This is a genomic window from Desulfuromonas sp. CSMB_57 (genome assembly GCF_020194955.2).
In the GTDB taxonomy this organism is placed as follows: Bacteria; Desulfobacterota; Desulfuromonadia; order Desulfuromonadales; family Syntrophotaleaceae; genus JAFCIY02.
Genome location: NZ_JAFCIY020000036.1, coordinates 44,493 through 68,313, shown reverse-complemented (window position 1 = coordinate 68,313; position 23,821 = coordinate 44,493). Strand labels below are relative to the sequence as shown.

Below are 23,821 nucleotides of genomic sequence, written 5' to 3'. Positions count from 1 at the left end.
AGGATGGGGGGCAAACGGGAAACCATTAAAGCGATTGTAACAGAAAACCGTTTTCTTAATTGGGATAATGGCCAAACCGGGTATGCTTAACCCGGATCAGGCGTTAAGCCGTTCGCATCGCCTGAAAACCATCCGGGATGGGAGCCCCATGCGCAGCTTGTCCTTGTTACTGCCATTTCTTAAAAAGTATCGGCGGCTCCTCCTCATCGGGCTGGGCTGGCTCCTGGTGACGGATCTGCTGGGACTGCTGGCACCCTGGTTGCTCAAGGTGGGCATCGACGAGGTTCAGGCCGGCAACGGCCGCGGATTGGTCACGGCCGGCATGCTGCTGACGGTGGTGGCGCTGCTGCGCTATGGAACCCGCACCCGCTCGCGCCATCACTTTCTGAATACCGCCTGTTACCTGGAAAATGATTTGCGGCGGCAACTGCTGGCCCGCCTGCTGGAGCAGGACGGGCCGTTTTTCGATCGCTTTCGCACCGGCGATTTGCTGTCACGATTTAGCAACGATATCGGCAATTTGCGTACCCTGGCCGGATTCGGCATGATGATTTTCATCAACACCCTGATGGTCTATGCCATGACCCTGGTGGTGTTGTTGGGCCTGTCTCCAGGCCTGACTCTGGTGGCACTGCTCCCTTATCCGTTGTTGTTGCTGTTGACCCGCTACCTTTCCGAGCGATTGATGACGGCCTCGGCGGCAGTGCAACGGAGGCTGGGACAGGTCAGCGAGGCCCTGGAAGAGGGCGTCAGCGGCCAGGCCGTGATTCGCAGCTATGGCCTGCTGGAGCAGCGCAGCGCCTGTTTCGACACCCTCAATCAGAAATACCTGACCGCCAGCCTGGTGCTGGCCCGGTTGCGCAACGCCATCGGGCCGAGCATGGCCCTCATCGCCCCGTTGAGTACCCTGCTGATCTTTTATTTCGGCGGCCGCCGGGTCATCGCCCAGCAGCTGTCCCTCGGGGAACTGGTGGCCTTCAGCGCCTATCTGGCGCAGTTGGCCATGCCGACCCTGATGCTCGGCTGGATTCTCGGCTTGGTACAGCGCGGCGCCGCCAGTGCCGAGCGCCTGTCCGATATCCTGCATCTCGCACCAGCACCGCGGGCTCTGCCGGTGGCTCATCCGGAGCGGGCGCCGGCGGTGTGTTTCCGGGGCCTGAAGTTTGCCTATGGCGACCAGCCGGTGCTGCGGGGCGTAGCGGCCCAGGTTGCTGCCGGCACCCTGATCGGCGTCACCGGTCCGACGGGCTGTGGCAAAACCACCCTGCTGCGTCTGCTGGCCGGTCTTTATCCGGCACCGGCGGGCCAGGTGCTGGTCGACGGTCAGGACCTGGCCCGCCTCGACCGGAACGCCCATCGTCGGCGGGTGGTCATGGTGCCCCAGGAGGGCCGGCTGTTTTCCGGCACCCTGCGGGAAAATCTTTTGTATGCCGTGCCGGATGGGGATGACATCCTGCTGCAGCGCCTGGCCGCCATCGTCGGCCTGCAGGCGGAGGTGGCCGGTTTTGCACAAAACTACGAAACCCGGGTCGGCGAGGGCGGACAGGCCCTGTCCGGCGGTCAGCGGCAGCGGATCTGCCTGGCTCGGGCATTGGCCAGAGAGGGCGCTCTGTGGCTGCTGGACGATCCCTTCAGTCATCTCGATGCCGCCACCGCGCAGAAGGTGTGGCACAACGTGCGGCCCCTGATGGCAGGTAAAACCGTTTTCCTGGTGACCAGCCGGGCGGCCCTGTTGGCGACGGTGGATCAGATCCTGGTGCTGGAGGACGGACACCTGGTGGAAGTGGGTTCCCATGCCGTCCTGCTGGCCGCCGGCGGGGTATACGCGCGCATTATGGAACAGGAACGGCTGCAGCGGGAACTGGAGGGTCTGGCATGAAGCGCGGCATGTTCGACCTGGATGAGATGACGGGACGGCATCTGGACTGGGCCCTGTTCCGTCGTTTCCTGCGCCTGCTGGGCCCCTCTCGGGGCCTGGCCGTTGCGGCCATGGCCCTGTTGCCAGTGGCCACGGCGGCGCGCCTGGTGCAGCCCTTGTTGATCAAACTGGCCATCGATCATCATATCGTCCCGGGACGGATGTCCGGTCTGGGCAGGTTGGCGTTGCTGTTGCTGGCGGCGGCCTGCGTTGAAAGCCTGATCGGATTCTGGCAGGGCTACCTGGCCCAGGGGGTTGGTCAGCAGGTGGCCGCCGATTTGCGTCGGCGCGGTTTCCGGCATTTGCTGCAGCTGCCGGTGGCCTGGTTCGACCGGCACCCCTCCGGTCGCCTGGTGACGCGCCTGACCAGTGACGTGGAAAATATCGGCGAACTGTTCGGTTCCGGGGTGGCGGCGTCCTTCGGCGAGGTCGTGGCCCTGCTGCTGGTGGTTGCGGCCATGTTCTGGCTGAGTCCGGCCCTGACCTTGGTGGCGTTTGCTCTGCTGCCCTTGCTGGGGGTGGTGCTGCTGTTGTTCCGGCGTCGCATGCGCCAGGCCATGCGCCAGGTGCGGGCCCGCTTGGCCGGGCTCAACGGCTATCTGGCGGAACGCATCGCGGGGGTGGGCACGGTGCGCCTGTTCGGTCAGGAGCAGCGCACCCTGCAGGAGTTCGACCTGTTGCAGGAGGATTACCGCATCAGCAATTTCGCGTCCATCCGCTGGGATGTATTTCTCTTCAGCGCCATGGAGACGCTGGCCGCCCTGGCCATCGCCGGGGTCCTGTGGGCCGGCGGGGTATCGGTTTTGCGGAGCGCGGTGACCTTCGGCACCCTGGTGGCCTTCCTGGAATACGTGCAGCGATTTTTCGCGCCATTGCGCAAGCTGAGCGGACAATATTCCCTGCTGCAGACCAGCAACGCATCCTTGGAGCGCATTTTCGAGCTGCTCGATCAGCCGACCGAGGTGCCTGGCGATACGATGATGAACGACGGCGCGGGGGCGGTGCGCTTCGACGGCGTGGCCTTCTCCTACGATGGCCGGGAACCGGTGCTGAAGGATATCGACCTGGCCATCGCGCCGGGTGAAATGATCGGCATTGTCGGTGATACGGGCAGCGGCAAGACCACCCTGGGCCGGCTCTTGTTACGCTTCTACCCGCCAAGCGCGGGTCAGATTCTGCTCGATGGCCGGGATCTTGTCAAACTGGATCCGGTGGCGGTCCGGCGCCGCATCGGCTGGGTATCCCAGGATCCCTTTCTGTTCGCCGGGACGGTGCGCGAGAATCTCGATCCCCTGTGGCGCCTGTCCGATGCAGGGTTGCAGTCCTTGCTGGAACGTTGCGGCGCCTGGCAGACGGTGGCGCGAGTGGGGGGGCTCCAGGGCGTCTTGCAGGAACGCGGCCGCAACCTGTCGGCGGGAGAGCGCCAGCTCCTTTGCCTGGCTCGCGCCCTGGCGGCGGAACCTGCCATTCTGCTGTTCGACGAGGCGACCAGCCGCTTGGATCCGGTCACGGAGCAACTGGTGCAGCAGACTATGGAACGGGTCCGGCAGGGCCGGACCCTGTTGGTCATCGCGCACCGGCTGCGGTCCGTGCAGGGTGCCGATCGCATCGTCCTGCTGCATCGGGGCCGCATCCGGGAGATCGGCACCCACGAGCAACTGCTGGCGCAAAACGGCCGCTACGCCCGCCTCTGGCAACTGCAGCAACTGACCTTCGACGAACCATCGGCTCTGCCGCCCTGATCGCCTTTTTCCGCTGTCGCCTGCCTTCAGCGCAGGGTTTCGGCCAGGTAGTCGCGGAAACGCTGCCAGGATTTCTCGTCGGCATCCCGACGGTAATGGTCGCTGTCGAAGACGGTGAAACCGTGGGGGGCGCCGCCGTAGGTGATCATTTCGTGACGGACGCCGGCTTTTTCCAGTTCCACCGCCAGGGCGGCGAAATGATCCATGGTCACGCTGCTGTCGGCGGTGCCGTGCAGAATCAGAAGGCTGCCGCGGGTGCGGCCGTAATCCTGACCAGCCGGGGTGGTGAGCCCGCCGTGGAAAGACACGAAGCCTTTCAGATCCGTTCCCGAACGGGCCAGTTCCAGCACCGCAGCGCCGCCGAAACAGTAGCCCATGGCGACGGCGTTATCGACCTTCCCGCCTTGCTGTTCGGCGGTATCCAAAGCCCTTTGCAGCAGTGCGCGCAGGCGTGCCCGGTCCTGGTAAAGGGCGTTGGTCAGGCGGCGCCGGTCTTCCAGCGCTGTCGGCCGGAGGCCCTGACCGAACAGGTCGGCGGCAAAAACGGCGTAGCCCATGCTCGCCAGCATCTCCGCCCGCTGCACTTCGTAGTCGTTGAGTCCGTCCCAGTCGTGGATCAGCAGCACCAGCGGCGCCCCCGGCGCGGGACTGACAAAGAAGCCCTCAAAACGTTCCTCGGCGAAGCTGTAGGTGACCGCCTGACCGGCGGCGCCGGCCTTGGTGGCGAGCAAGAGCAGGGTGCAGAACAGCAGGACGGATTTCATGACGTTTCTCCTTTGTTTGCCGTGGGCGTTTGGTGTCAGGGTGCTCCACCGCATGGAGGTGGCAGGTAGCGCAGAGCCATTGCGAGTCGACGCCGAAAACCGCCAGTTGCCTGGAAGCCGGCCAATGCCTGCGGTATCCTTTGGCCGATCAGCCGGTTCGCGGCGGTTCATCCTTGGGGCCCACCCAGAAAAAGGGATTGTGGGCTACCTCCCAAAGATATCCCTCGGGATCGGCGAAGTAGCCTGAGTACCCACCCCAGAAGGTCTTTTGGGCCGGTTTGATCAACCGGCCGCCGGCCGCAACGGCCAGGGCCAGGATTTCATCCACGGCCGTCTCCGAATCGACGTTGTGGGCCAGGCTAAAACCGCAGAAGCCGCTGCCCGCGGGCGAAACTCCGGCGTCCTCGGCCAGGGCCTCGCGTCCGTACAGCCCCAGCCAACTGCCGTTGAGGGTGAAAAACGCCACCTCGGGCGGGGATTCCATCCTCGGCAACCCCAGTCCCTGCTCATAGAACCGGATGGCTGTCGCCAAGTTCCGGACCCCGAGGGTTATCATGCTGATGCGTGGTTGCATTGCTTTTGCCTCCCGTGTTTTCTGTTGATTCCGGCAAACGATTGCCAGGTGCCGGCACTGGGCCTGCGGTCGCCGTCTCAGGCCAACAGTCGCACCGTCAGGAACAGTCCGAGCATGGCGAAGCTCAGGGCCATCTTGGCCGCCAGTCCCAGGGCCAGGCCGATGACGGCGCCGACCCCGGCCCGGCTGGCGGCCTGCAGGTCCTTGCGGGCGGTGAGTTCGCCGGTTACCGCACCCAGGAACGGTCCCAGCAGGATGCCCGGCAGTCCGAAGAACAAACCCGCCAGGGCACCGATGGCGGCGCCGGCGGCAGCCCGCCGCGTGGCGCCGAACTGTCTGGCGCCAAAAGCCCCGGCGGCAAAATCGGCCAATGTCGCGAGAATGGCCAGACCGCCCAGCAGGAACAGGGTGGCGGTGCCGACGTAGACGAATCGCTCCGCCCAGGCGGCGCAGAACAGCCCGGCAAACACCAGGGGCGGGCCCGGCAGGGCGGGCAGCAACAGGCCCGCCAAACCCGCCAGGAGCAGGATTGCGGCCAGCAGCCAAAGTACCAAGGTCATTTTTCCCTTCCCAAGAGCAGGGTGGTGCCGGCCGGAGGGTTGCGAAAAACGGGCCAGGCAGCCTTGTCTTTGCATCGCTTCCAGCCAGCCTGCTCCCTTTTCCTTTCTGCAAATATAACATGGACAAGCTTTTATCGTCGGCAGGTGGTGATCTGCGTGTGAAAAGCGTAAAATTGAAACGATGTCGCTTTATAACTCATCCACCGCGGGGAGTTGCATCCATGGTCCTGAAGTTTTTTTCGCTCTGGCTACTGGTTCTCGGCCTGCTCGCCTGCGCCGCCACGCCGTCGCCGCCGGAACATCTCGACCCGGAGTTTGCCTCCGTGGCTCCATGCAAAGTGGTGCTGTCGGGAGTTTCCTTCGACAAACGCTATCAACCTGCGCCGCAAAGCGACCTGAGTCGGTTATTGCTCGCTCGGTTGCAGCGGGCCTTGGCCGACCAAGGCTACCAAGTGCTGCCTCCCCGGCAGCAGCCGGCCGGCCCGGAACGATTTGCGGCGTTGACCCGGTTGCCTGCGGAACGGTTGCTGGAGTTGGCCGGTTCCGATGGCGATGCGGTATTGGCGGTGCATGTGGACTTTTTGTTTCAAAGCGAAAATTACCGGGAGCGCAATCCGCCGCCGTTGTTCGAAATTGCTGCCGAGGCACGCCTGGTTGCCTTAAGGGATGGGCGCGAACTGTGGCGGGACAAGGCCGGCAGTCTGGTCGGCGGCGGCGCCGCTGGACCGCTGCCGGATCCGGTCCTGGACCGCCTGCAGGGCGTTGACCTGCTGGTGGCGAGGCTGCTACGCTCCTTGCCGCCCGCCGACCTAAAATGTCCTTAATTGTTGTTCTGCTCAGGGTGTGTTTGTGCGGCAAGCTATCCGAACGAACATGGAATCCGATATGCGCATTGCAATATCCGCCAAATCTTTTTCTGGAGGCGCCCTGGTGGCCGGATTGGTTCTGATGCTTTTTATCGGTACCGCCTGCAGCCGGCTCTACGACCGCGTCGGCGGGCATTTCTCCGGTCCGCCCGGTGCATTGCAAGACCATCTGTCCCCTGCCGCTCGGCGTTTGGTCGAGACGGCATTTTCGGGGTTGGATGCGCGGCGCCTGGCTGATGTCCATGTGCATGTTCTGGGGGTTGACGGCGATGGCACGGGGGCCTCGATCAATCCCACCGCCCGCTCCTGGCGGCACCCGATACGCCGCGCCCAGTTCAGGGTCTACCTGAGCGCAGCCGGAGTCACGGACGGAGGAGAGACGGCGCGGCTCTATGTCGAGCGCCTGCTGGAGTTGATTGAAGCTCAGCCGGTGCGGAGCCGTTATTTCCTGTATGCCATGGATCATCACTATCGCGACGATGGCTCCATCGATGCGGCTCGGACCCCTTTTTATGTACCCAACCGTTATGTGTCCGAACTGGCGGCGCAATGGCCGGAATATTTCGTTCCGGTGGTTTCCATCCATCCCCATCGCCCGGATGCCCTGGCGGCCCTCGACCGCTGGGCGGCTCGGGGGGTGCGCTTCGTCAAGTGGCTGCCCAATTCCATGGGCATCGACCCCGGCAGCGAGCAGTTGACACCCTTTTATCGCAAACTGGTGGAGAAGGACATGGTGCTGCTGGTGCATACCGGCCGGGAACTGGCGGTGCCGACCGGCGGACGGCAGCACTTCGGCAATCCCCTGCGGTTGCGGCTGCCCCTCGAACTGGGGGTGACGGTAGTGGCCCTGCACTGCGCCAGCGACGGCCGGGATCGCGATCTCGATCATCCCCGGCAACCCCGGGTGCCCAGTTTCGAACTGCTGCTGCGCCTGTTGGACGAACCCCGCTACCGGGACCGGCTGTACGGTGAGATTTCCTCTGTCACCTTTTTCAACCACTTATCCCTAGCCCTTGAAACTCTCCTGTCCCGCCCCGATCTGCACCACCGCCTGGTGAACGGCAGCGATTATCCGCTGCCGGGCATCAACCTGCTCATCATGACCGGGAGGCTGGCGCGCCTGGGGTTCATCACGCAGGACGAGCGACAGGCTCTGAACGAGATATACCGTTACAACCCCCTGCTGTTCGACTTCGTGGTGAAACGCACCGTCCGCCATCCCCGGTCGGGCCAAAAGTTCTCCAAAGAAGTTTTTTTGCTGCCGCCGGGACTGCAGCCTCGGCCAGAGCCGGACTTTCCGCTATAATGCTTCATCCGGAGTAACGGTTGACGAAAGCGTCTCGTCGCGTCTGCCCCGAGGGTGTCTGGCTTCCGCCAAGACCCAGGGACGACTCAGGACCATGTGTTTTTTTCAAGGAGAGTGAAGATGAGTGTCAAGGTAGCGATAAACGGCTATGGCCGTATCGGGCGACTGGTTCTGACCGCCATGTACGAGCAGGGCTTGATTGGAACGGCAGTGGATATGGTCGCCTTGGTGGATCTGAGCGCGGATGCCAGTTATTTTGCCTATCGGACCCGTTACGATTCCGTGCATGGCCGGTTTCCCGGCCAGGTGGAGACGGCCCGCAGCAATCCAAGCCTGGAGCGGGACGATGTGTTGATCGTCAACGGCGATGAAATTCTCTGCCTGGAGGCGCCGAAATCCCCGGACCAGTTGCCTTGGAAGGAGTTGGGGGTTGAATATGTCATCGATGCCACAGGCCTGTTTACCAGTATGGAAAAGGCCTCTCTGCATCTTCAGGCCGGGGCCCGCAAGGTCATCGTCACGGCGCCGGGCAAGGGGGGCATGCAGACCATAGTCATGGGCGTCAACGAGGATCAGTATGATTCCGCCGCCCATCATGTGGTGTCCATGGCGTCCTGCACCACCAACTGCCTGGCGCCCCTGGTGCATGTGCTGTTGCGGGAAGGCATCGGTCTGGAGCAGGGGCTGATGAGCACCATCCATGCCTATACGGCCACCCAGGAAACGGTGGACAGCGCTTCCCGCAAAGACTGGCGGGGCGGTCGGGCGGCGGCCATCAACATCATCCCCTCCACCACCGGGGCGGCCCGGGCGGTGGGCGAGGTCATCCCGGCGGTGAAGGGCAAGCTGACCGGCATGGCCTTTCGGGTGCCGATTCCCGATGTCTCCGTGGTCGACCTGACCCTTCGTACCGCCCGCGAGACGTCCATCGAGGAGATCGACAGCCTGATGAAGGCGGCCTCCGAGACCTACCTCAAGGGGATTCTGGAATATGAGACGGAAGAGCTGGTATCCTCCGATTTTCTGCATTCCTGCAGCTCATCCATTTACGACTCCCCCGCCACTCTGCACAACAACCTGCCCGAGGAAAAGCGGTTTTTCAAACTAATTTCCTGGTACGACAACGAATGGGGCTATTCGCACCGGGTGGTCGATATGCTGCGCCACATGATGAATTGTGCCGATTGAGGCGTTAAGCAAAAAGGCCGGGCTGCCTGAACAGGCGCCCGGCCGGGTGGGGCAGGCAGGATGGAGGTTTAAAAAAGGCGCCGTGCGCCGAGAAATTTGCGGACAAATTCCGGCATGTCCAGTCGGGCGATACGGATGGTCTGGTTGGGGCGGGGGGCGTGGATGAATTTGCCGTCGCCGATATAGATGCCGACGTGATTGACCCGCTGGTTTCTGCCGAAGAACACCAGGTCACCCTTGGCCAATTCGTTCCGCCCGATTTTTTTGCCACGGTGAAATTGTTCGGCCGAGGTGCGCGGTAGGTGGATGCCGACCAGGGAAAAGACCTTGCGCACGAAGCCGCTGCAGTCCATGCCGGTCTCGGCGTTAGTGCCGCCGCGTTTGTAGGGGACCCCGATATAGCGTTCCGCCGTCTGGACCGCCAGCATCCCGAGCCCGTCGGCCCCCAGAGGGTCGCTGGCCAGTTCGGCCAGGTCGCTGGCCGCAGAACCGACTTTGGCCGGAGCATCGGCGGCGGTGCAGAGGCCCGCCTGAGCGGCCGGAACGGCTTCCTGGCGGCAGCTGGCTTCAGTCTCCGTCGCAATTTGGGCTGTTTCGGAAGCCGGTACGCCTTGGCTTCTGAGCACCAGGAAAGATGGAATGATGCGTCGGGACTTCAGGGCTTCGGCCTCTTTGCGGGCTTCGGCCCGGGAGGCAAACTGACCCACCCGGACGGTGAAGTTGCCCGTACCGTTGGCCACGACAAAGGCATCCAGGGATTGCTGCTGCAGACGTTCGGCCGCTTTGTCGGCGGCCTCCCTGCGGGCGAAGGCGGCGGTTTGAATGGTAAAGAAAGCTTCGTCGGTGGCCGGGGCAGGGGCCGCCCACAGGGGTGCGGCCAGCACAGCGACCGCCGCCCAGCCCAGCAGCAGCCGCTTCATCCCTCTTTTCAACATACCAAAACCCCCTTGGCGGTATAGGTCGGAGGGGAACGCCGCAGCGGCCGTGCCGACCAGGGTGGGTTATCGCCGGTGCTGCCAGAGGTGTCCCGATGGTTGGGGAGGGGCAGGTGCCAGCAAAAAGAAGTGGGCAGATTCTATCCGAATACGGCAAAAAAAGCAAGGCTCGGGCTGCCATCGCGCTGAAAAAAGATGGCAACGATGAAGGCCGGAAACCTGGCTTTATGGCTGCCTGCCTCGATTTCGATGGGCAGATTTTTTCCCTCACTGTATTGGCTAAAATCCTGTTTTAAAAAATTGGAAAAATCATTACATTGAGAAAGGAGTGGTGCTTGCCTGCCATACGTCGGCCCCTGATAAAAGGAAAACTAAAACGAGCATAATAATCCAGGTGGATAAAAATGGCTCTCATTAAAAATTCAGGCACTAGTTTTTTGGTGAGCGGCAATATTGGATATGGAGGCAGATGTGTCTCTTCCTGATGGAACAAAAAAGAATAATATTGGCTTGTGTTCAGAAATATTTGGTATGAATTTGCCAAGTCATCCAGAAAGACATTCATTGACCAGTTGTATTTTAGAGTTGATTCCCGATCCTGCTTTCATTAAAAATATTGACGGAAAATATCAAGGCTGTAATGCGTTGTTTGAAAAATTTTTTGGTAAATCTTCTTCGGAAATTAAAAATAAAACTGACTATGACCTGTTTCTTCCCACAATTGCTCAAGTTTTTTCTCATAATCATAAACATATTATTCGTAAAAGTTTGCTTAATTATAGTTTCGAAACTCAAATCGTATGTCATCAGTCCCATTCCAGAGATGTCATAGTCGAGGTCAAAACGGTCCGTTTTGATGGCGGTTCAGTATCTATAGTTGGAGTTATTAAAGATGTAACGGCTCTCAAAAAGGCAGAAACGGCACTTTGCGAACGCAGGGACTTGCTGCACCGTATTACCGACAATATGTTGGATCTGGTCAGTGAAGCCGATCTGCATGGATTTTTCCGCTATCTTTCCCCTTCTCATGGACCGATTTTGGGTTTTGCACCAGAGGAATTGATAGGTTCCTTCCTTTATGACCTGATGCATCCGGATGATTTGGAACGCATGCGGAACACTTTTCAAGTGACTCTGCCCGCACTCAAAAGCGTGCGCGCCGAATTTCGTTATCGCCATGCCGACGGGCATTATATTTGGTTGGATACCATTGCCAAAGGCACCACCGACAGATTTGGTCGAATCAACGGCGCCGTTTTTGCCAGTCGCGATGTAACCGAGCATGTTCGGGCCGAAAAAGCTCTGCGCAACAGCGAAGAACACTTGCGGCGCATCACGGACAACATGCCGGCCCTGGTCAGTACCGCTGACCGGTACGGTGTTTTCACCTATCTCAGTCCTTCCCATCGGGGGATTCTGGGGTTCGATCCCGAGGCGCTGGTCGGGACCTGTCTCTGGGATTGGATGCATCCCGAGGATATGGAGCGCATGCGGGAGGCATTTCAGGTCACCTTGCCCGCCCAAAAAAAGGTGCGCGCCGAATTTCGCTACCGCCATATCGACGGGCATTACATCTGGCTCGAAACGGTGGCCAAATGCACCATGGACGGATTGCAAGTTACGGGCTCGATTTTCGCCAGCCGCGACATCACAGAGCGGCGTCGGGCCGAAATCGCCCTGCGTGAGGTCAACCAGACCCTGCAGGCGACCATTCAGGCCTCCCCGCTGGCCATTTTTGTCCTGGATCGGAACGGATGCATCCAACTCTGGAATCCTGCTGCTCAACAGATGTTCGGCTGGGCCGAGGAGGAGGTGTTGGGGCAATACTATCGACTGGTTCCCGACGGGCTGGACCCCGAGTTTCGGGAAAACCTGGCGCGCATGAACCGGGGCGAGAAATTTCACGGGCAGGAAACCCGCCGCCGCCGGAAAGATGGAACCCTGCTTGATATCAGTTTCTCCACCGCGCCCTTATACGATCAAGGAGGTGAGATTATCGGTACCGTCGGCATTTTAGCCGATATCACCGAGCGCAAACGCACCGAAGTTGCTCTAAGAGAGAGTGAGGAACTCTTCCGGCAGATCTTCGAGCAGCATGAAGACCCGGCCTTTTTGCTCGATCCCGAGACGCTGGCCATCCTCGACGTCAATGCCGTAGGGGTGCGGCTCTACGGTTACAGCAAAGAGGACCTGCGGGCCGGCGGCCTTGAGTTGCTCATGAAGCCGGAGACGCGGGCATTGTTTGCCCAGAAACTTGCGTGCGAGCAGAATGCTTTATGCGACGATGCACCGTGGCGACATGTTTCGCCCCTAAACACCACAGACAGTCGCGGTATTACCGTGATGGCTGCGTTTCGCGGCCGTTTGTTGCGTTCCAGAGGACAAGACTATCTTTACGGAACGTTTCGCGATATCACCGAAAAACTTCGCATTCGCAAGGAGCGCAGCGAATTGCAGGCCAAATTGATCCAGGCCAACAAAATGACCGCCATCGGTACCCTGGCTTCAGGAATCGCTCACGAAATCAACAACCCGAACAATTATCTTCTTGCCAATGCTCAGTTTCTGGAAGGGGCCTGGCCCGATATCTGCCACATCCTCGAAGATCATGCCGACCATCAACCTGATCTGACGATTGGCGGCTTGCCTGTTCAGGAGGCTCTCGAGGATATTCCTCAATTGCTGCAAAGTCTTGTCGAAGGGTCCCGGCGCATTAAAAATATCGTCGCCAGTCTCAAGGATTTTTCCCGGCAGGATGACGAATCCATGCGGCGTCCTTTTGAAATCAACCGAGTAATCAAGGCCGCACTGGTTATCCTGGCTAACAAGATCAAGAAGAGTACGGATCATTTTTCTTGCCAACTGTCGGCGGAACTCCCCCAGGTCGTGGGCCACTATCAGAAGATTGAACAGGTCGTCATCAATCTGCTCATCAACGCTCTGCAATCCCTGCCCGATCGGCGTGCGGGCGTATTTCTTTCCACCTCACTGCAGGAATTGCCGCGCTGTGTAATCATCAAGATTCGCGATCAGGGTATAGGCATTCCCGAGGAAATTCGGGGCCGTATTCTGGATCCCTTTTTCACCACCAAGCACAAGTCCGGCGGCACCGGACTCGGCCTGTCCATCTGCTATGCGATCATCAATGATCACAAGGGCACCATGGATTTCGATTCCGAGACGGGGGTTGGGACGACGGTGACGGTGACGCTGCCGGTTGCTTAATCGCTCTGCCGTGGCGGCAGGTCGCCCCAAGGGAACTTCGGGTCATAACTTTTTCCACAACCTTGCAAGGCTGGCTTGCAAGGCGAAAAGGCAGAACCCGCCCTGTTGGAAAGCGGCCATAATCCGGGTAAACTGGAAAACTGCCCGGATAAAGTTACGGTGGCATCGGACGAAATCGTCCCTGTGCTGCCTGACGCTGCAATATTCATTGCTTTTGCAAGGTATCCTTTTCCCGTCTGAAAAACTCGCTTCTGCGCCCGTACCTTGGTCGCTGCCCTCCCTCAAGACCCTGCTCCCCTTGCATCCCCAAGAGCGCCAAAAATAAGCTTCATAAAAAATATTTCGTAATAAATACGATATTTTAGAAGATTTTTCGGCGCTGGCATATGGCTTGCTCTCAGAATGCTTTCCTGTCGGATCTCCGGTCAAAGCCGGATATCAAAACAAAAACAGCTGCCAAGGATAAGCAAATGTCAACATCGACCGTACATCGCATTCTCGCCATCAATCCAGGATCCACATCGACCAAGGTTGCCCTGTTCGAGAACGAGGCCTTGCTCCTGCAGGATACGCTGCGCTACGACACGGAAGACCTGGTGTCCTTTGACCATGTGCCCGATCAGTATTGCTTCCGGCGGGACACGGTGCTGCAGTGGCTGGAAAAAAACCGCATCGAAGTGTCGGGACTGGACGCCGTCGTCGGTCGGGGCGGCCTTTTCGGCCCCCTTGAGAGTGGAACCTATGCCGTCAATCAGGCCATGCTGAAGGAAATGCGGGCCATCGGTCCCCGCCAGCACGCCAGTAATCTGGGCGTGTTGATCGCTGACGAAATCGCCGGAATGGCCGACGCCCAGGCATTCACCGTCGATCCCGTTACCGTCGATGAGATGGATGATGTCGCCCGGTATTCGGGCCTTGCGCAAATCCAGCGGCAGAGCATCGCCCATGCCCTGAATATCAAGGCGGTGGCGCGGCGGGCGGCGGCCGATCACTTTGCCGAGTATCGAGAGCTCAATCTGGTCATCGCCCACCTTGGCGGCGGGGTCTCCGTCACCGCCCATCGGCAGGGGCGCATGGTCGATGTCAGCGGCGCTCTCGACGCCGGTCCCTTTTCTCCGGAGCGCAGCGGTTCCCTGCCGCTGCTGGAGGTGGTGGAACTGTGTTGCGCCGGTAACTTCACCCCGGAACAGATCAAGAAAAAGCTCATCGGACAAGGCGGGCTGGTTTCCTACCTGGGGACCAATTCGGCTATCGAGGTTGGCCGGCGCATCGCCGGCGGGGATAGCGAAGCCCTGGAGGTGGCGCAAGCCATGGCCTACCAGGTCGCCAAGGAAATCGGTGCCATGGCGACGGTGCTCAATGGCGCTGTCGACGCCATCCTTCTTACCGGCGGAGTGGCGCACTGGAGCGACATGGTCGATTGGATCCGCGACCGGGTCGGATTTATTGCCACGGTTTGGGTCTATCCCGGTGAAGACGAGATGCTGGCCCTGGTTGAAGGCGCTCTACGGGTCCTCCGGGGGGGCGAGGAGGCCCGGCAGTATGTTCCGAAATGATGGTTGCGGGGGTGTCCCCGGGAACTGTGTTGCATAGCGAGCCGCGGCAGAAAGCTCATCATTCAAAACCAATATCAGGAGGTTATCCGTATGAAAACCGTACCAGCCATGCATCTGAGCAAGGAACCGTCCACCGGGCCGATGGAGGTTCTCTGTGCCATCCCCGACGCGACGGCCAATCCGGCACCCCTGGGCCTGTTCGGCTTCGGCCTGACTACCATGCTGGTCAATCTGCACATCGTCGGATTGTTTCCCACCGACAGCATGATTCTGGCCATGGGCATCTTCTACGGCGGCTGCGCCCAGATCCTTGCAGGCATTATGGAGTGGCGAAAAAACAACACCTTCGCCACCACCGTGTTCACATCCTATGGCCTTTTCTGGCTCAGCTTCATCGGTCTGATGGCGTTGCCGAAACTCGGTATCGGTCAGGCCCCCGGAATCCCTTCCATGGTTGCCTACCTGGTGATCTGGGGTTCGTTCACCTCAGCCATGTTTGTGGGAACCTTCCGACTTAATCGGGCGCTGCAGATCACCTTTTTTCTCGCCATCCTGCTTTTTTTCGGGCTGGCCCTCGGCGAGGCGTTGGACAGCCACAGCATCAAAGGGGCCATTGGGTTCGTGGGGATCTTGTGCGGCCTTTGTGCGGCCTATACCGGACTGGCCCAGGTACTCAACGAGCTTTACCGTCGCAATGTTCTGCCCCTTGGCCCAGTGATTCGATAACTTCATGACCGCATGAAATCAAACAGGTATGAACAAAGGTGTAGAGAAAAATGGATTTTTACAGGTTTTTTGATTCGACGACCAAAGCCATTATTGTGCTGGAAGGCTTATCCGGACGACCAGTGCCGGAAATATGTCAGGAATACAGGATTCGGGAAGAGCAATATCGGTGCTGGATGAAATTTTTTCTGCAAAACTCTCCCAAAGTATTTGATTGGGATTTTGAAGATCGCTATAGCTGTGGCGCAGGAGCACAAGGCATGAACTGATATGCTTTTCATGGCTTGAAAAATTGAGAATATGGCCAAGGAATAGATGCCGTTTCCCGGCCGTCTCAGACAACCGAGTTTGCCGATCTTTTATGTCTGACGCGGTCGCTGACTGCGAGCCCCCGGTTCTTCGGGCAGGAACCGGGGCTTTTCATTCCAGTCCCACATCAGGACGCGAGCAGTTCAGATGTCCTGCCAGTGACGGATTTGTTGCACCTCCTTGTATCCGGAAAACCTATTAAAAATTCGATAAATATATGAAATAAAATGAGTTTTTTAAGTTTGATGAAATGGCATGGTCGCTGCTGATTGAAGGCCGTATCAGTAAATGGTCCGGCGGATGGCTGTCGTAAATGGATTGATTTTTGATTCCAGTGAGGAAAACAACATGGACCTGATTGCCGATATCAAGGAAAAAGCCCGTCGACAGATGAGAACCATCGTGTTGCCGGAAAGTTATGATGATCGCATGCTGCTGGCTGCCGCGCAGCTTGCCGCCGAGGGACTGGCCCGTATCGTTCTGCTCGGTGACCCCGAATCCCTGAGGAGCAGGGCCGCGGCGATGGGCGCGGATCTGAGCCGGACAACCCTCCTGTCTCCCGCCGCCAGTCCCCGGTTGCAGGAGTATGTCGATGAGCTGGTGGCCCTGCGTCGCCACAAGGGGCTTGCCGCGGACGACGCCCGCAAACAGCTGCTGGCCCTTGACCAGCTGTATTTTGCGGCCATGATGGTACGCACAGGACAGGCCGACGGTGCTGTGGCGGGAGCCTTCAACAGTACCGGCGACGTGTTGCGCGCGGCTTTGCAGGTGGTGGGTACCGTCCCCGGCATCCGTACCGTCTCTTCCGTGATGCTGATGGTGACCCCGAATCCGGAATTGGGCGAAAACGGCACCCTGCTGTTCGCCGATTGCGTGGTCAATCCCCGCCCCGATGCGCAGGCCCTGGCTGAAATCGCCGTCACCACGGCGCGCAGCTGCCGCAGCCTGCTCGGGGTGGAAGCGCGCGCTGCCATGCTGTCCTTCTCCACCATGGGCAGCGCCGGCCATGAAGAAGTGGACCGGATCCGACAGGCCGCGGATATGGCCCGAGCGATGGCGCCGGATCTGCTCATCGATGGCGAAATGCAGTTGGATGCGGCCCTGGTGCCCGGTGTGGCGGCCCAGAAAGCACCGGATTCGCTGGTTGCCGGCCGTGCCAACACCTTGATATTTCCTGACCTCAATGCGGGCAATATCGGCTATAAACTGACTGAGCGGATTGCCGGGGCCAAAGTGGCCGGCCTGATGGTGCAGGGTCTGGCCAAACCGTTCAACGATATGTCGCGCGGTTGTACGGTGGAGGATATTGTCAGCACGGTGGCCATGACCGCCGTTCAGGCGCAAGGCTGAATCTGCGAAGGTCCGAAGCCGGCGTGGTATGCTGGCCAAATTCGACCATCACAGGTATATTGCTTTTGATGCCGGCGATGGCCGGAAAACATGATGTCTTAAATAGCCCTCTTCTTTTTCTGGAAGGCGAGGAAAGCATGTTGCCTGCGTGCGATAATCTGTCCGTTTTGCTGGTCGACGATGAACCCAATATCCTGCTCGGTTCCCGCACCACCTTGCGCAGTGCCGGAATCCGCGAAGTTGAAACGTGCGATGACAGCCGCCTGGTTATGCCGCTGCTGGCCAAGCGTAATTTTGGGGTGATTGTTCTAGATCTCTTTATGCCGCATGTTTCCGGACTGGAACTGCTGATGGAGATTGCTCGAAAATATCCCCATATTCCGGTATTGGTCATGACCGCCAGCGATGAACTGGATCTAGCGGTGCAATGCATGAAGGCCGGGGCCCATGATTACCTGGTAAAACCCGTGGATAGAACCCGCTTCATCACCAGTGTGCAGCGCACCCTTGAATTGTGCAGTCTGCGCAATGAGGTCCATCTGCTCAAGGAACACCTGCTTTCCGACCAACTGGAACATCCTGAAGTTTTTGCGCCGATCATCACCAGCAGTAAGAAGATGATGGCCATTTTCCGTTATATGGAGGTTGTGGCCCGTTCCAGGCAGCCCATCCTCATTACCGGGGAGACCGGTGTTGGCAAGGAAATGTTTGCCTCGGCCATCCACAAACTCAGCGTTCTGCCTGGTAAGTTGGTGTGTGTCAATGTCGCCGGTTTGGATGACAACCTGTTTTCGGATACTCTGTTCGGGCATGAGCGGGGCGCGTTTACCGGGGCCGAGCGCCCACGGGCGGGGCTGATTTCACAGGCTGCGGGCGGTACGCTGTTTCTGGATGAATTCGGCGATTTGAAGGAAGCTTCCCAGGTCAAGCTGTTGCGTTTGCTGCAGGAGGGGGAGTATTACCCCATTGGCTCGGATGTGCCGCGTAAAAGCGATGCCCGAGTGGTGGTTGCGACCAACAAAAATTTGCAGCAGATGATGGCCAAGGAACGCTTTCGCAGCGACCTTTACTACCGGCTATGCGCTCACCATGTCCATATTCCGCCGTTGCGGGAGCGAAAAGAGGATATCCCCTTTCTGCTCGAGTACTTTATGAGCCAGGCGGCCCGGGAATTTCAAAAGAAACCGCCGGTATCCAATCCGGAACTGCTGCGCCTCCTCAGCACTTATGCCTTTCCCGGGAATGTGCGGGAACTGCAAGCGATGATCTTTGATGCCGTGGCCCGGCATCAATCCGGTATTCTTTCCATGGACAGCATTAAAAACATCATCTGCCGCGAGCACGTGAAGCAGACACCCGGCGTTGATCCGGACCTGCCCGACGGAGAGCGACTGCGAAATTTTTTCGGGCGTTTTCCCACCCTCAAAGAAGTCGATGTCTTGCTGGTATCCGCAGCGATGAATCTTGCCAAGGGCAACCAGGGGATTGCCTCCAACCTCCTGGGCATTTCGCGTCAGGCCCTCAACCAGCGCTTGAAGCGGCAAGCGGGGCACGGCTAAGGCTGGTGCTGCCAAGTAAGCCAAATTTTGAATTCGGTCCTCTGCCAGGCCCAAATAAATCCTTTTCTGCGTTTTCCGTGGGACACTAGGCTGAAAATTCGAAACTACTCTGCTCCGCATAAACCCATCTTGCATTTCATCAATTTTTCTTTCATCCCAAGCCAACCTTCTCTGACCTTGCCTTTTGCCTGGCCATTATAAGTAGAACCCAGTTTTTGTCTTTTGGGCAGGGTGGAACATTGCACCCTCCGGGGGCGAACGTCTCCCGGGTCATATACTTAACATTTCGAAATAACTACCTTTTTTATGTTTACGGTTTTTGGTACGGTCCCTGCTCTGTTCTCCGACAGTGCCGGATTCGGCCAGCGATTTCGAGGTGTCCGAAAACCGGGTTCTATCATTTCATGTCGTCAGCATCGGCATGTATTCAACCCCTCGACGAGGGAAGGAGAGGTGCATTATGGGCGTAATGGCAGAACAGGTTTATGGGTTTTTCATGCCTACCACTTCCTTGCTCGGTAATGGAGCTGTAAAGGAAATTGGCAAGCAGGCGAAAGTGCTTGGCGGCACCAAGGCCCTGATCGTTACCGATGTCGGTCTGGTGAAGCTCGGCATGGTCGATACGGTGAAGGGCTATCTCGAACAGGCCGGCCTGCAGGTGGCGGTCTTCGACGGTGCCGAACCCAACCCTACCGATATCAATGTACGTGACTGTTTGAAAGCGTGGAAAGAGAACGGCTGCGATCTGCTGATTACCTTCGGTGGTGGCAGCTCCCACGACTGCGGCAAAGGCATGGGTATCATGGCTACCAGCGGCGGGGATATTCGCGACTGGGCCGGCATCGATACCCTGCAGGCCGATCTGCCGCCCTATATTTCGATCAATACGACCGCCGGAACCGCCAGTGAAATGACTCGATTCGCGGTCGTCACCAATACCGATACCCACGTTAAGATGATTTTTGCCGATGCCCGCCTGACTGCCGACGTCGCCATCAACGATCCCGCTCTGATGCTCGGCCTGCCGCCGGCGTTGACCGCCGCCACCGGCATGGATGCCCTGACCCATGCCGTTGAAGCCTATGTGACCACGCTGCTGTCCAATCCCATCACCGATGCCTGCGCCATCCAGGCGATAACCCTGATTGGCAAATGGTTGCGCAAGGCGGTGGCCAATGGCTCCGACATGGAAGCCCGCGATGCCATGGCTTACGCCGAGTATCTCGCCGGTATGGCTTTTAACAGCGCCGGCCTCGGCATCGTCCATTCCATGGCCCATCAGCCCGGCAGTCTGCTGGGTAAGCCGCACGGTGTCTGCAACGCCATCTGCCTGCCGGTTGTGTGCGAATTCAACCTTATGGCCAATGCCGAGAAATATGCCAGGGTGGCGGAGTTGCTGGGCGAAGATATCTCGGGCTTGAGCGTCATGGAGGCCGCCGAGAAAGCCGTGGCAGCCATTCGTCGCCTTTCCCGGGACATTGGTATTCCGGCCGGTCTGGCGGAAATAGGGGTCACCGAAAAAGACATACCTTTTATGGCTGAAAATGCCCTTAAGGATGTTTGTACCCTGTTCAACCCCCGCAGCGTCAAGCTCGAGGATATTGTCGGCTTGTATAAAAAGGCCATGTAAGTTCGGCGGGGCGTCGCCAGCGAGGGGCGCCCCGTCTTTCCAGTCCGGGGCGGAGCCTTGGCTTGACGCCGAGGGACCCGGGGGCGGCAGCCGTAAACGGGCGGAAGGGCTGCCGCAGGTGATTTCAATGCATCAATCATTGCCCCGTCTGGGGTATTGGGGAGGCAGGTATATGAAAAAAACCTTACTGATCGGCATTCTGCTGGGCAGCTTCTTTCTGCCCGATCTGGTCGGGGCGACGGACCCCAGGGATTACATCCCGTTGCCGGCCGGCTCTTTCCTGTTCTGCACCTATCTGCAGCACACGACCGGGCACCGCCTGAAGGTCGATGACCAAGTTGTTTCAAGCGATTTCAATCTCAGTCAGAACATCGTCATTTTCCGCCCGGTATATTACACCAATCTGGGGCCTTTCGTGGTCGATCCCCAGGCTTTGATTATTGCCGGGGAAGCCAGCGTGGATGGTGCAGGCGTCGGTGGTAACAGCTTTTCAAGTTCCGGCATCGCCGATCCGGTGCTGCTCATGACCACTTGGTTCGTCAACAACCCGGAAAAACAGCTGTGGTTCGGCTGGACGCCGTACTTTACCCTGCCCATCGGTGAATACAGTAAAAAGCGTGCTCTCAACCTGGGGGCAAACCGCTGGGCCGTGAAAAACGAACTGGGGTTGGTCAAGGGCTTCGGCCCGCTTTACCTGGATCTGGTCGGGCATGTCACCGTCTTTGGCGATAATGACGACTATTGGACCGGGACGGAAATGGTGACTAAAAAACAGGATCCTCTCTACGGCGCTGAAGTGCACGTCAGCTACGACATCACCAAGCGCTGGTGGCTCGGCCTGAGCTATTTCTACAGCAACGGTGGTGAAACCAAGATCGACGGCATCGATCAGCGGGACGATCAGGACAACCATGCCCTGATGTTTACCTCCGCTTTCGGTATCGGCGACAATTACCAGTTGTTGCTGCAATACCGGGATGACTTTTCTGTCAAAAGCGGCATCGAGACCAAGTCGATTCAAGCCCGCTTCGCCTATTTTTTCTGAAAAAATCCTTGCATGATCTAACCCCACCAATCTGCGAGATTTTCCCCTCCCTGGCGGAGGGGATTTTTTTTGGTTCTTCATGTGCTCGGGATCCAGGTTGTCTGGCAAATCATCAGAATAAATCGTCAAATTACAGCTGGTATGGTGGTTGGCGGAAAGACAAAGGCGGAACCTTTCGGTTCCGCCTTTGTCCTGGTGCGCGCTTGTGGGATATGACAGTGCGTCAGTGGGACGCGAGGAAGCGGTTATAAAATGGTTTTCTCCATGGCCCAGACGCCGCAGGGACAGATGCCGGCGCACAGGCCGCAGCCGATGCAGTACTGCTCGTCGGCGACGTATTCGTAGGAGCCGTCAAGTTTTTCCTGGCGGATGATGGCCCCTTCGGGGCAGGTTTCCAGGCACAGGGAGCAGTCGCGGCAGGTGCCGCAGCTGATGCAGCGGTTGGCTTCTTCGCAGGCGTCGGTGACCTTGAAGCGGCCGCGGTTGCGGGCCTGGAAGGACTCCTTGTGGAGTTTCCACTGGGGGATCATCTCGGGCTGTTTCTTGGCGACCAGTTCGCGGCCGCCCAGGAAGTCGTCGATGTACTCGGACACCTCGCGGCCGCTGCCGATGGCATGGGTCAGCAAGCCGGGCTTGATGGTATCGCCCAGGGCGAAAACGCCGGGAGCCTGCTTCGACTGCCAACAGTCGTCGACATTCATCATGCCGCGCTCGGTGAGCCACTCCCGCGGCACGTAGGACAGGTCGGGCCGTTCGCCGATGGCGATAATGACCATGTCCGCCTCGATGAGACGGCCGTCCTTGGTGTGCAGTCCTTGTTCGGAGATGCGCTCGGTGAAGACCGGCCATTCGATGCGACCGCCGAGGCCTTCGAAATGATCGATCTCCTTCTTGTAGGCGGCCGGACGCTGCACGTCGATGGCCGTCACCTGTTGGGCGCCCATGGCGTAGGCGCCGAGGGCCACGTCCATGCCGGCGTTGCCGGCGCCGATGACCACTACCTTGCGGCCGACCTGGGGCTGCCGGCCGGCGTTGATCTCCTTGAGAAAATCGAGGCCCTTGACCAGCCGTTCGTGGCCGGGGAAGGGAATGACCACCGGGTTGTGGGCGCCGGTGGCGATGACCACGGCGTCGTTTTCCCCGCGGATGGCGTCAAAGGCAGCGCGATCGATCTGGTGCCCGGTGCGGATGTCGACGCCGATCTGCTTGATGCGCTCGATTTCGGCGTTGAGCACTTCCCGCGGCAGACGATCCGTGGGGATGACCTGACGCAGCTTGCCGCCGACTTCCTCATCGCCCTCGTAGAGGGTGACGCTGTGACCGCGCAGGGCCAACTGCCAGGCCGCCGAGAGGCCGGCGGGGCCGCCGCCGATGACGGCCACGGTTTTCCCCGTGGCAGGCTGCAGGGCCGGGGCCGCGGCGTCCTGGGACAGGCGGCCGAGTTCCTTCATGGCTACCGGATGGTCGAGATGGCGGCGGCTGCAGGCATCCATGCAGAGATTCGGACAGACCTGGCCGCAGACGCTGGCCGGAAACGGCGAAAAGTTCAACACCAGCTCCAGGGCCTCCTGGGTCTTGCCTTCGCGCAGCAGGCGAATGCGGTCCTGGGTCGGGATGCCCGTCGGGCAGGACGCCTGGCAGGGGGCCGCGTAGGATTTGTTCTGCCAGTGGGGGATTTTCAACCGACCGTCGCCGGTGTTGACGAAGCCCGCCACCAGATCGTAGTCGTCGCTGACCACATCGCCGAAGATGCCGCCTTCCACCCATTTGCCGAGGCGGAATTCGCGCAAAGTGATGCGCTCGACGGTCTGACGCTCCTGGTAGGTCTTGGCGACGATCTTCTTCCACTGGGAAAAATCCGTCAGTTCCGCCAGCAACTGCGACTTGTCGATCTTGCCCAGGAAGACGGGCATGTTGGTGGTGAGAAATTCCCGGTCACCTTCATCGAGATCGAGCAGCCAGACGTCATTGGACAGCCCCTTGACCGGCCCGCGAACGTAGATGGTGCCGCCGACCATGCCGACGCAGCCGCGGTCGCCGAGCACCGATTCAAACTGCTCGCTGTCGACGCCGCATACCACGCCGATGCCGCCGCCCATGAACTCGAAGGAGAAGGAACCGGTGTTTTTCAGGATCCACAACTCCGGCGGCGCATAGGACGGGTCGTGCTTCATCAGCGAGCCGGTGCGGGTGCCGCCGCGGCCGGCGACGTAGATCTTGCCGCTGGCGGCGCAGTGGGCGGTGGTGTCGCCGCCGTCGCCCTTGAGAACCACCGTGGCGCCGGCGTTGAGCCAGCCGACATCGGCCGGCGCCGGACCGTTGATGACGATTTCCGTACCCTCGAGGCCGAAGGCACCGACCCGCTGTCCCGGATTCTGGACCGTGAACTTCAGGGGCGTGCCGTCCGAGGTCCAGAGCGGGCCGCCGATGTCGTGATGGCCCGAGGCCAACACTTCGAATTCGGTCTCTCCCGCTTCCAGGGCGGCATATATCTTCTGCAGCAGTTGCTGGGTGGAGATGCGCTGATTGTTGTCGTCAAAACCTTTGATATAGGCTGCCATGATCTGA

At 59.4% G+C, this 23,821-nt stretch carries 19 protein-coding genes; 14 read left to right on the top strand and 5 right to left on the bottom strand.

All coding sequences use genetic code 11. The features are described 5' to 3' along the window. Window positions 1-148: 148 nt before the first annotated feature. Complete coding sequence (locus tag JQN68_RS10835) at window positions 149-1,879, top strand: ABC transporter ATP-binding protein (protein WP_225072119.1); 1,731 nt, start codon at window positions 149-151, stop codon at window positions 1,877-1,879. Continuing rightward, complete coding sequence (locus JQN68_RS10830; protein WP_225072120.1) at window positions 1,876-3,660, top strand: ABC transporter ATP-binding protein; 1,785 nt, start codon at window positions 1,876-1,878, stop codon at window positions 3,658-3,660. The genes JQN68_RS10835 and JQN68_RS10830 overlap by 4 nt, the downstream gene beginning before the upstream one ends. A gap of 26 nt (window positions 3,661-3,686) precedes the next feature. Here JQN68_RS10830 and JQN68_RS10825 read toward each other — a convergent pair whose 3' ends face one another. The 3 genes from JQN68_RS10825 to JQN68_RS10815 form a co-directional block, all read right to left on the bottom strand. Further along, window positions 3,687-4,424, bottom strand: a complete 738-nt coding sequence (locus JQN68_RS10825) for a dienelactone hydrolase family protein (RefSeq protein WP_225072121.1) — start codon at window positions 4,422-4,424, stop codon at window positions 3,687-3,689. Window positions 4,425-4,572: 148 nt separating this feature from the next. Continuing rightward, window positions 4,573-4,998: a VOC family protein gene (locus JQN68_RS10820; protein WP_225072122.1), complete on the bottom strand. Its 426-nt coding sequence runs from the start codon at window positions 4,996-4,998 to the stop codon at window positions 4,573-4,575. A 77-nt stretch (window positions 4,999-5,075) separates the two neighbouring features. Then, the gene (locus tag JQN68_RS10815) at window positions 5,076-5,558 is read right to left on the bottom strand and encodes a DUF456 family protein (RefSeq protein WP_225072123.1); all 483 of its coding nucleotides are present in this window, start codon (window positions 5,556-5,558) and stop codon (window positions 5,076-5,078) included. Between the two features lie 221 nt (window positions 5,559-5,779). Here JQN68_RS10815 and JQN68_RS10810 point away from each other — a divergent pair, with 221 nt between their 5' ends. The 3 genes from JQN68_RS10810 to gap all read left to right on the top strand — a co-directional run bounded on the left by JQN68_RS10810 (window position 5,780) and on the right by gap (window position 8,918). Next, the gene (locus tag JQN68_RS10810) at window positions 5,780-6,382 is read left to right on the top strand and encodes a hypothetical protein (protein WP_225072124.1); all 603 of its coding nucleotides are present in this window, start codon (window positions 5,780-5,782) and stop codon (window positions 6,380-6,382) included. Between the two features lie 61 nt (window positions 6,383-6,443). Then, on the top strand, window positions 6,444-7,730 hold the full coding sequence (locus JQN68_RS10805) for an amidohydrolase family protein (RefSeq protein WP_249621185.1): 1,287 nt from the start codon (window positions 6,444-6,446) through the stop codon (window positions 7,728-7,730). A 120-nt stretch (window positions 7,731-7,850) separates the two neighbouring features. Further along, window positions 7,851-8,918 carry a type I glyceraldehyde-3-phosphate dehydrogenase gene (gap, locus tag JQN68_RS10800; RefSeq protein ID WP_225072126.1) on the top strand — a complete coding sequence of 356 codons (1,068 nt, stop codon included), beginning with the start codon at window positions 7,851-7,853 and terminating at the stop codon, window positions 8,916-8,918. 68 nt (window positions 8,919-8,986) lie between these two features. On the opposite strand, the gene JQN68_RS10795 is transcribed toward gap, so the two are convergent. Beyond that, window positions 8,987-9,853: an NlpC/P60 family protein gene (locus JQN68_RS10795; protein WP_225072127.1), complete on the bottom strand. Its 867-nt coding sequence runs from the start codon at window positions 9,851-9,853 to the stop codon at window positions 8,987-8,989. Window positions 9,854-9,966: 113 nt separating this feature from the next. On the opposite strand from JQN68_RS10795, the gene JQN68_RS10790 reads away from it, so the two are divergent. The 9 genes from JQN68_RS10790 to JQN68_RS10750 all read left to right on the top strand — a co-directional run bounded on the left by JQN68_RS10790 (window position 9,967) and on the right by JQN68_RS10750 (window position 21,253). Further along, window positions 9,967-10,149 (top strand): hypothetical protein, encoded by a 183-nt coding sequence (locus JQN68_RS10790; protein WP_225072128.1) that lies wholly within the window; start codon window positions 9,967-9,969, stop codon window positions 10,147-10,149. Window positions 10,150-10,324: 175 nt separating this feature from the next. Further along, complete coding sequence (locus JQN68_RS10785) at window positions 10,325-13,078, top strand: PAS domain S-box protein (protein WP_225072129.1); 2,754 nt, start codon at window positions 10,325-10,327, stop codon at window positions 13,076-13,078. A gap of 470 nt (window positions 13,079-13,548) precedes the next feature. After that, entirely contained in the window at window positions 13,549-14,634 is a 1,086-nt protein-coding gene (gene buk, locus JQN68_RS10780) for a butyrate kinase (RefSeq protein ID WP_225072130.1), read from the top strand. A 90-nt stretch (window positions 14,635-14,724) separates the two neighbouring features. After that, window positions 14,725-15,360 carry an acetate uptake transporter gene (locus JQN68_RS10775; protein WP_225072131.1) on the top strand — a complete coding sequence of 212 codons (636 nt, stop codon included), beginning with the start codon at window positions 14,725-14,727 and terminating at the stop codon, window positions 15,358-15,360. A gap of 50 nt (window positions 15,361-15,410) precedes the next feature. After that, complete coding sequence (locus tag JQN68_RS10770) at window positions 15,411-15,629, top strand: hypothetical protein (protein ID WP_225072132.1); 219 nt, start codon at window positions 15,411-15,413, stop codon at window positions 15,627-15,629. Between the two features lie 388 nt (window positions 15,630-16,017). After that, window positions 16,018-17,019 (top strand): phosphate acetyltransferase, encoded by a 1,002-nt coding sequence (gene pta, locus JQN68_RS10765; protein WP_225072133.1) that lies wholly within the window; start codon window positions 16,018-16,020, stop codon window positions 17,017-17,019. Window positions 17,020-17,156: 137 nt separating this feature from the next. Further along, window positions 17,157-18,578 (top strand): sigma-54-dependent transcriptional regulator, encoded by a 1,422-nt coding sequence (locus JQN68_RS10760; RefSeq protein ID WP_225072134.1) that lies wholly within the window; start codon window positions 17,157-17,159, stop codon window positions 18,576-18,578. Between the two features lie 460 nt (window positions 18,579-19,038). Beyond that, window positions 19,039-20,208, top strand: a complete 1,170-nt coding sequence (locus tag JQN68_RS10755; RefSeq protein WP_283775510.1) for an iron-containing alcohol dehydrogenase — start codon at window positions 19,039-19,041, stop codon at window positions 20,206-20,208. A gap of 172 nt (window positions 20,209-20,380) precedes the next feature. After that, complete coding sequence (locus JQN68_RS10750; protein WP_225072135.1) at window positions 20,381-21,253, top strand: transporter; 873 nt, start codon at window positions 20,381-20,383, stop codon at window positions 21,251-21,253. 245 nt (window positions 21,254-21,498) lie between these two features. Here the strand turns inward: JQN68_RS10750 and JQN68_RS10745 are convergent, their stop codons facing one another. After that, entirely contained in the window at window positions 21,499-23,814 is a 2,316-nt protein-coding gene (locus tag JQN68_RS10745; RefSeq protein WP_225072136.1) for an FAD-dependent oxidoreductase, read from the bottom strand. Window positions 23,815-23,821 lie beyond the last annotated feature (7 nt).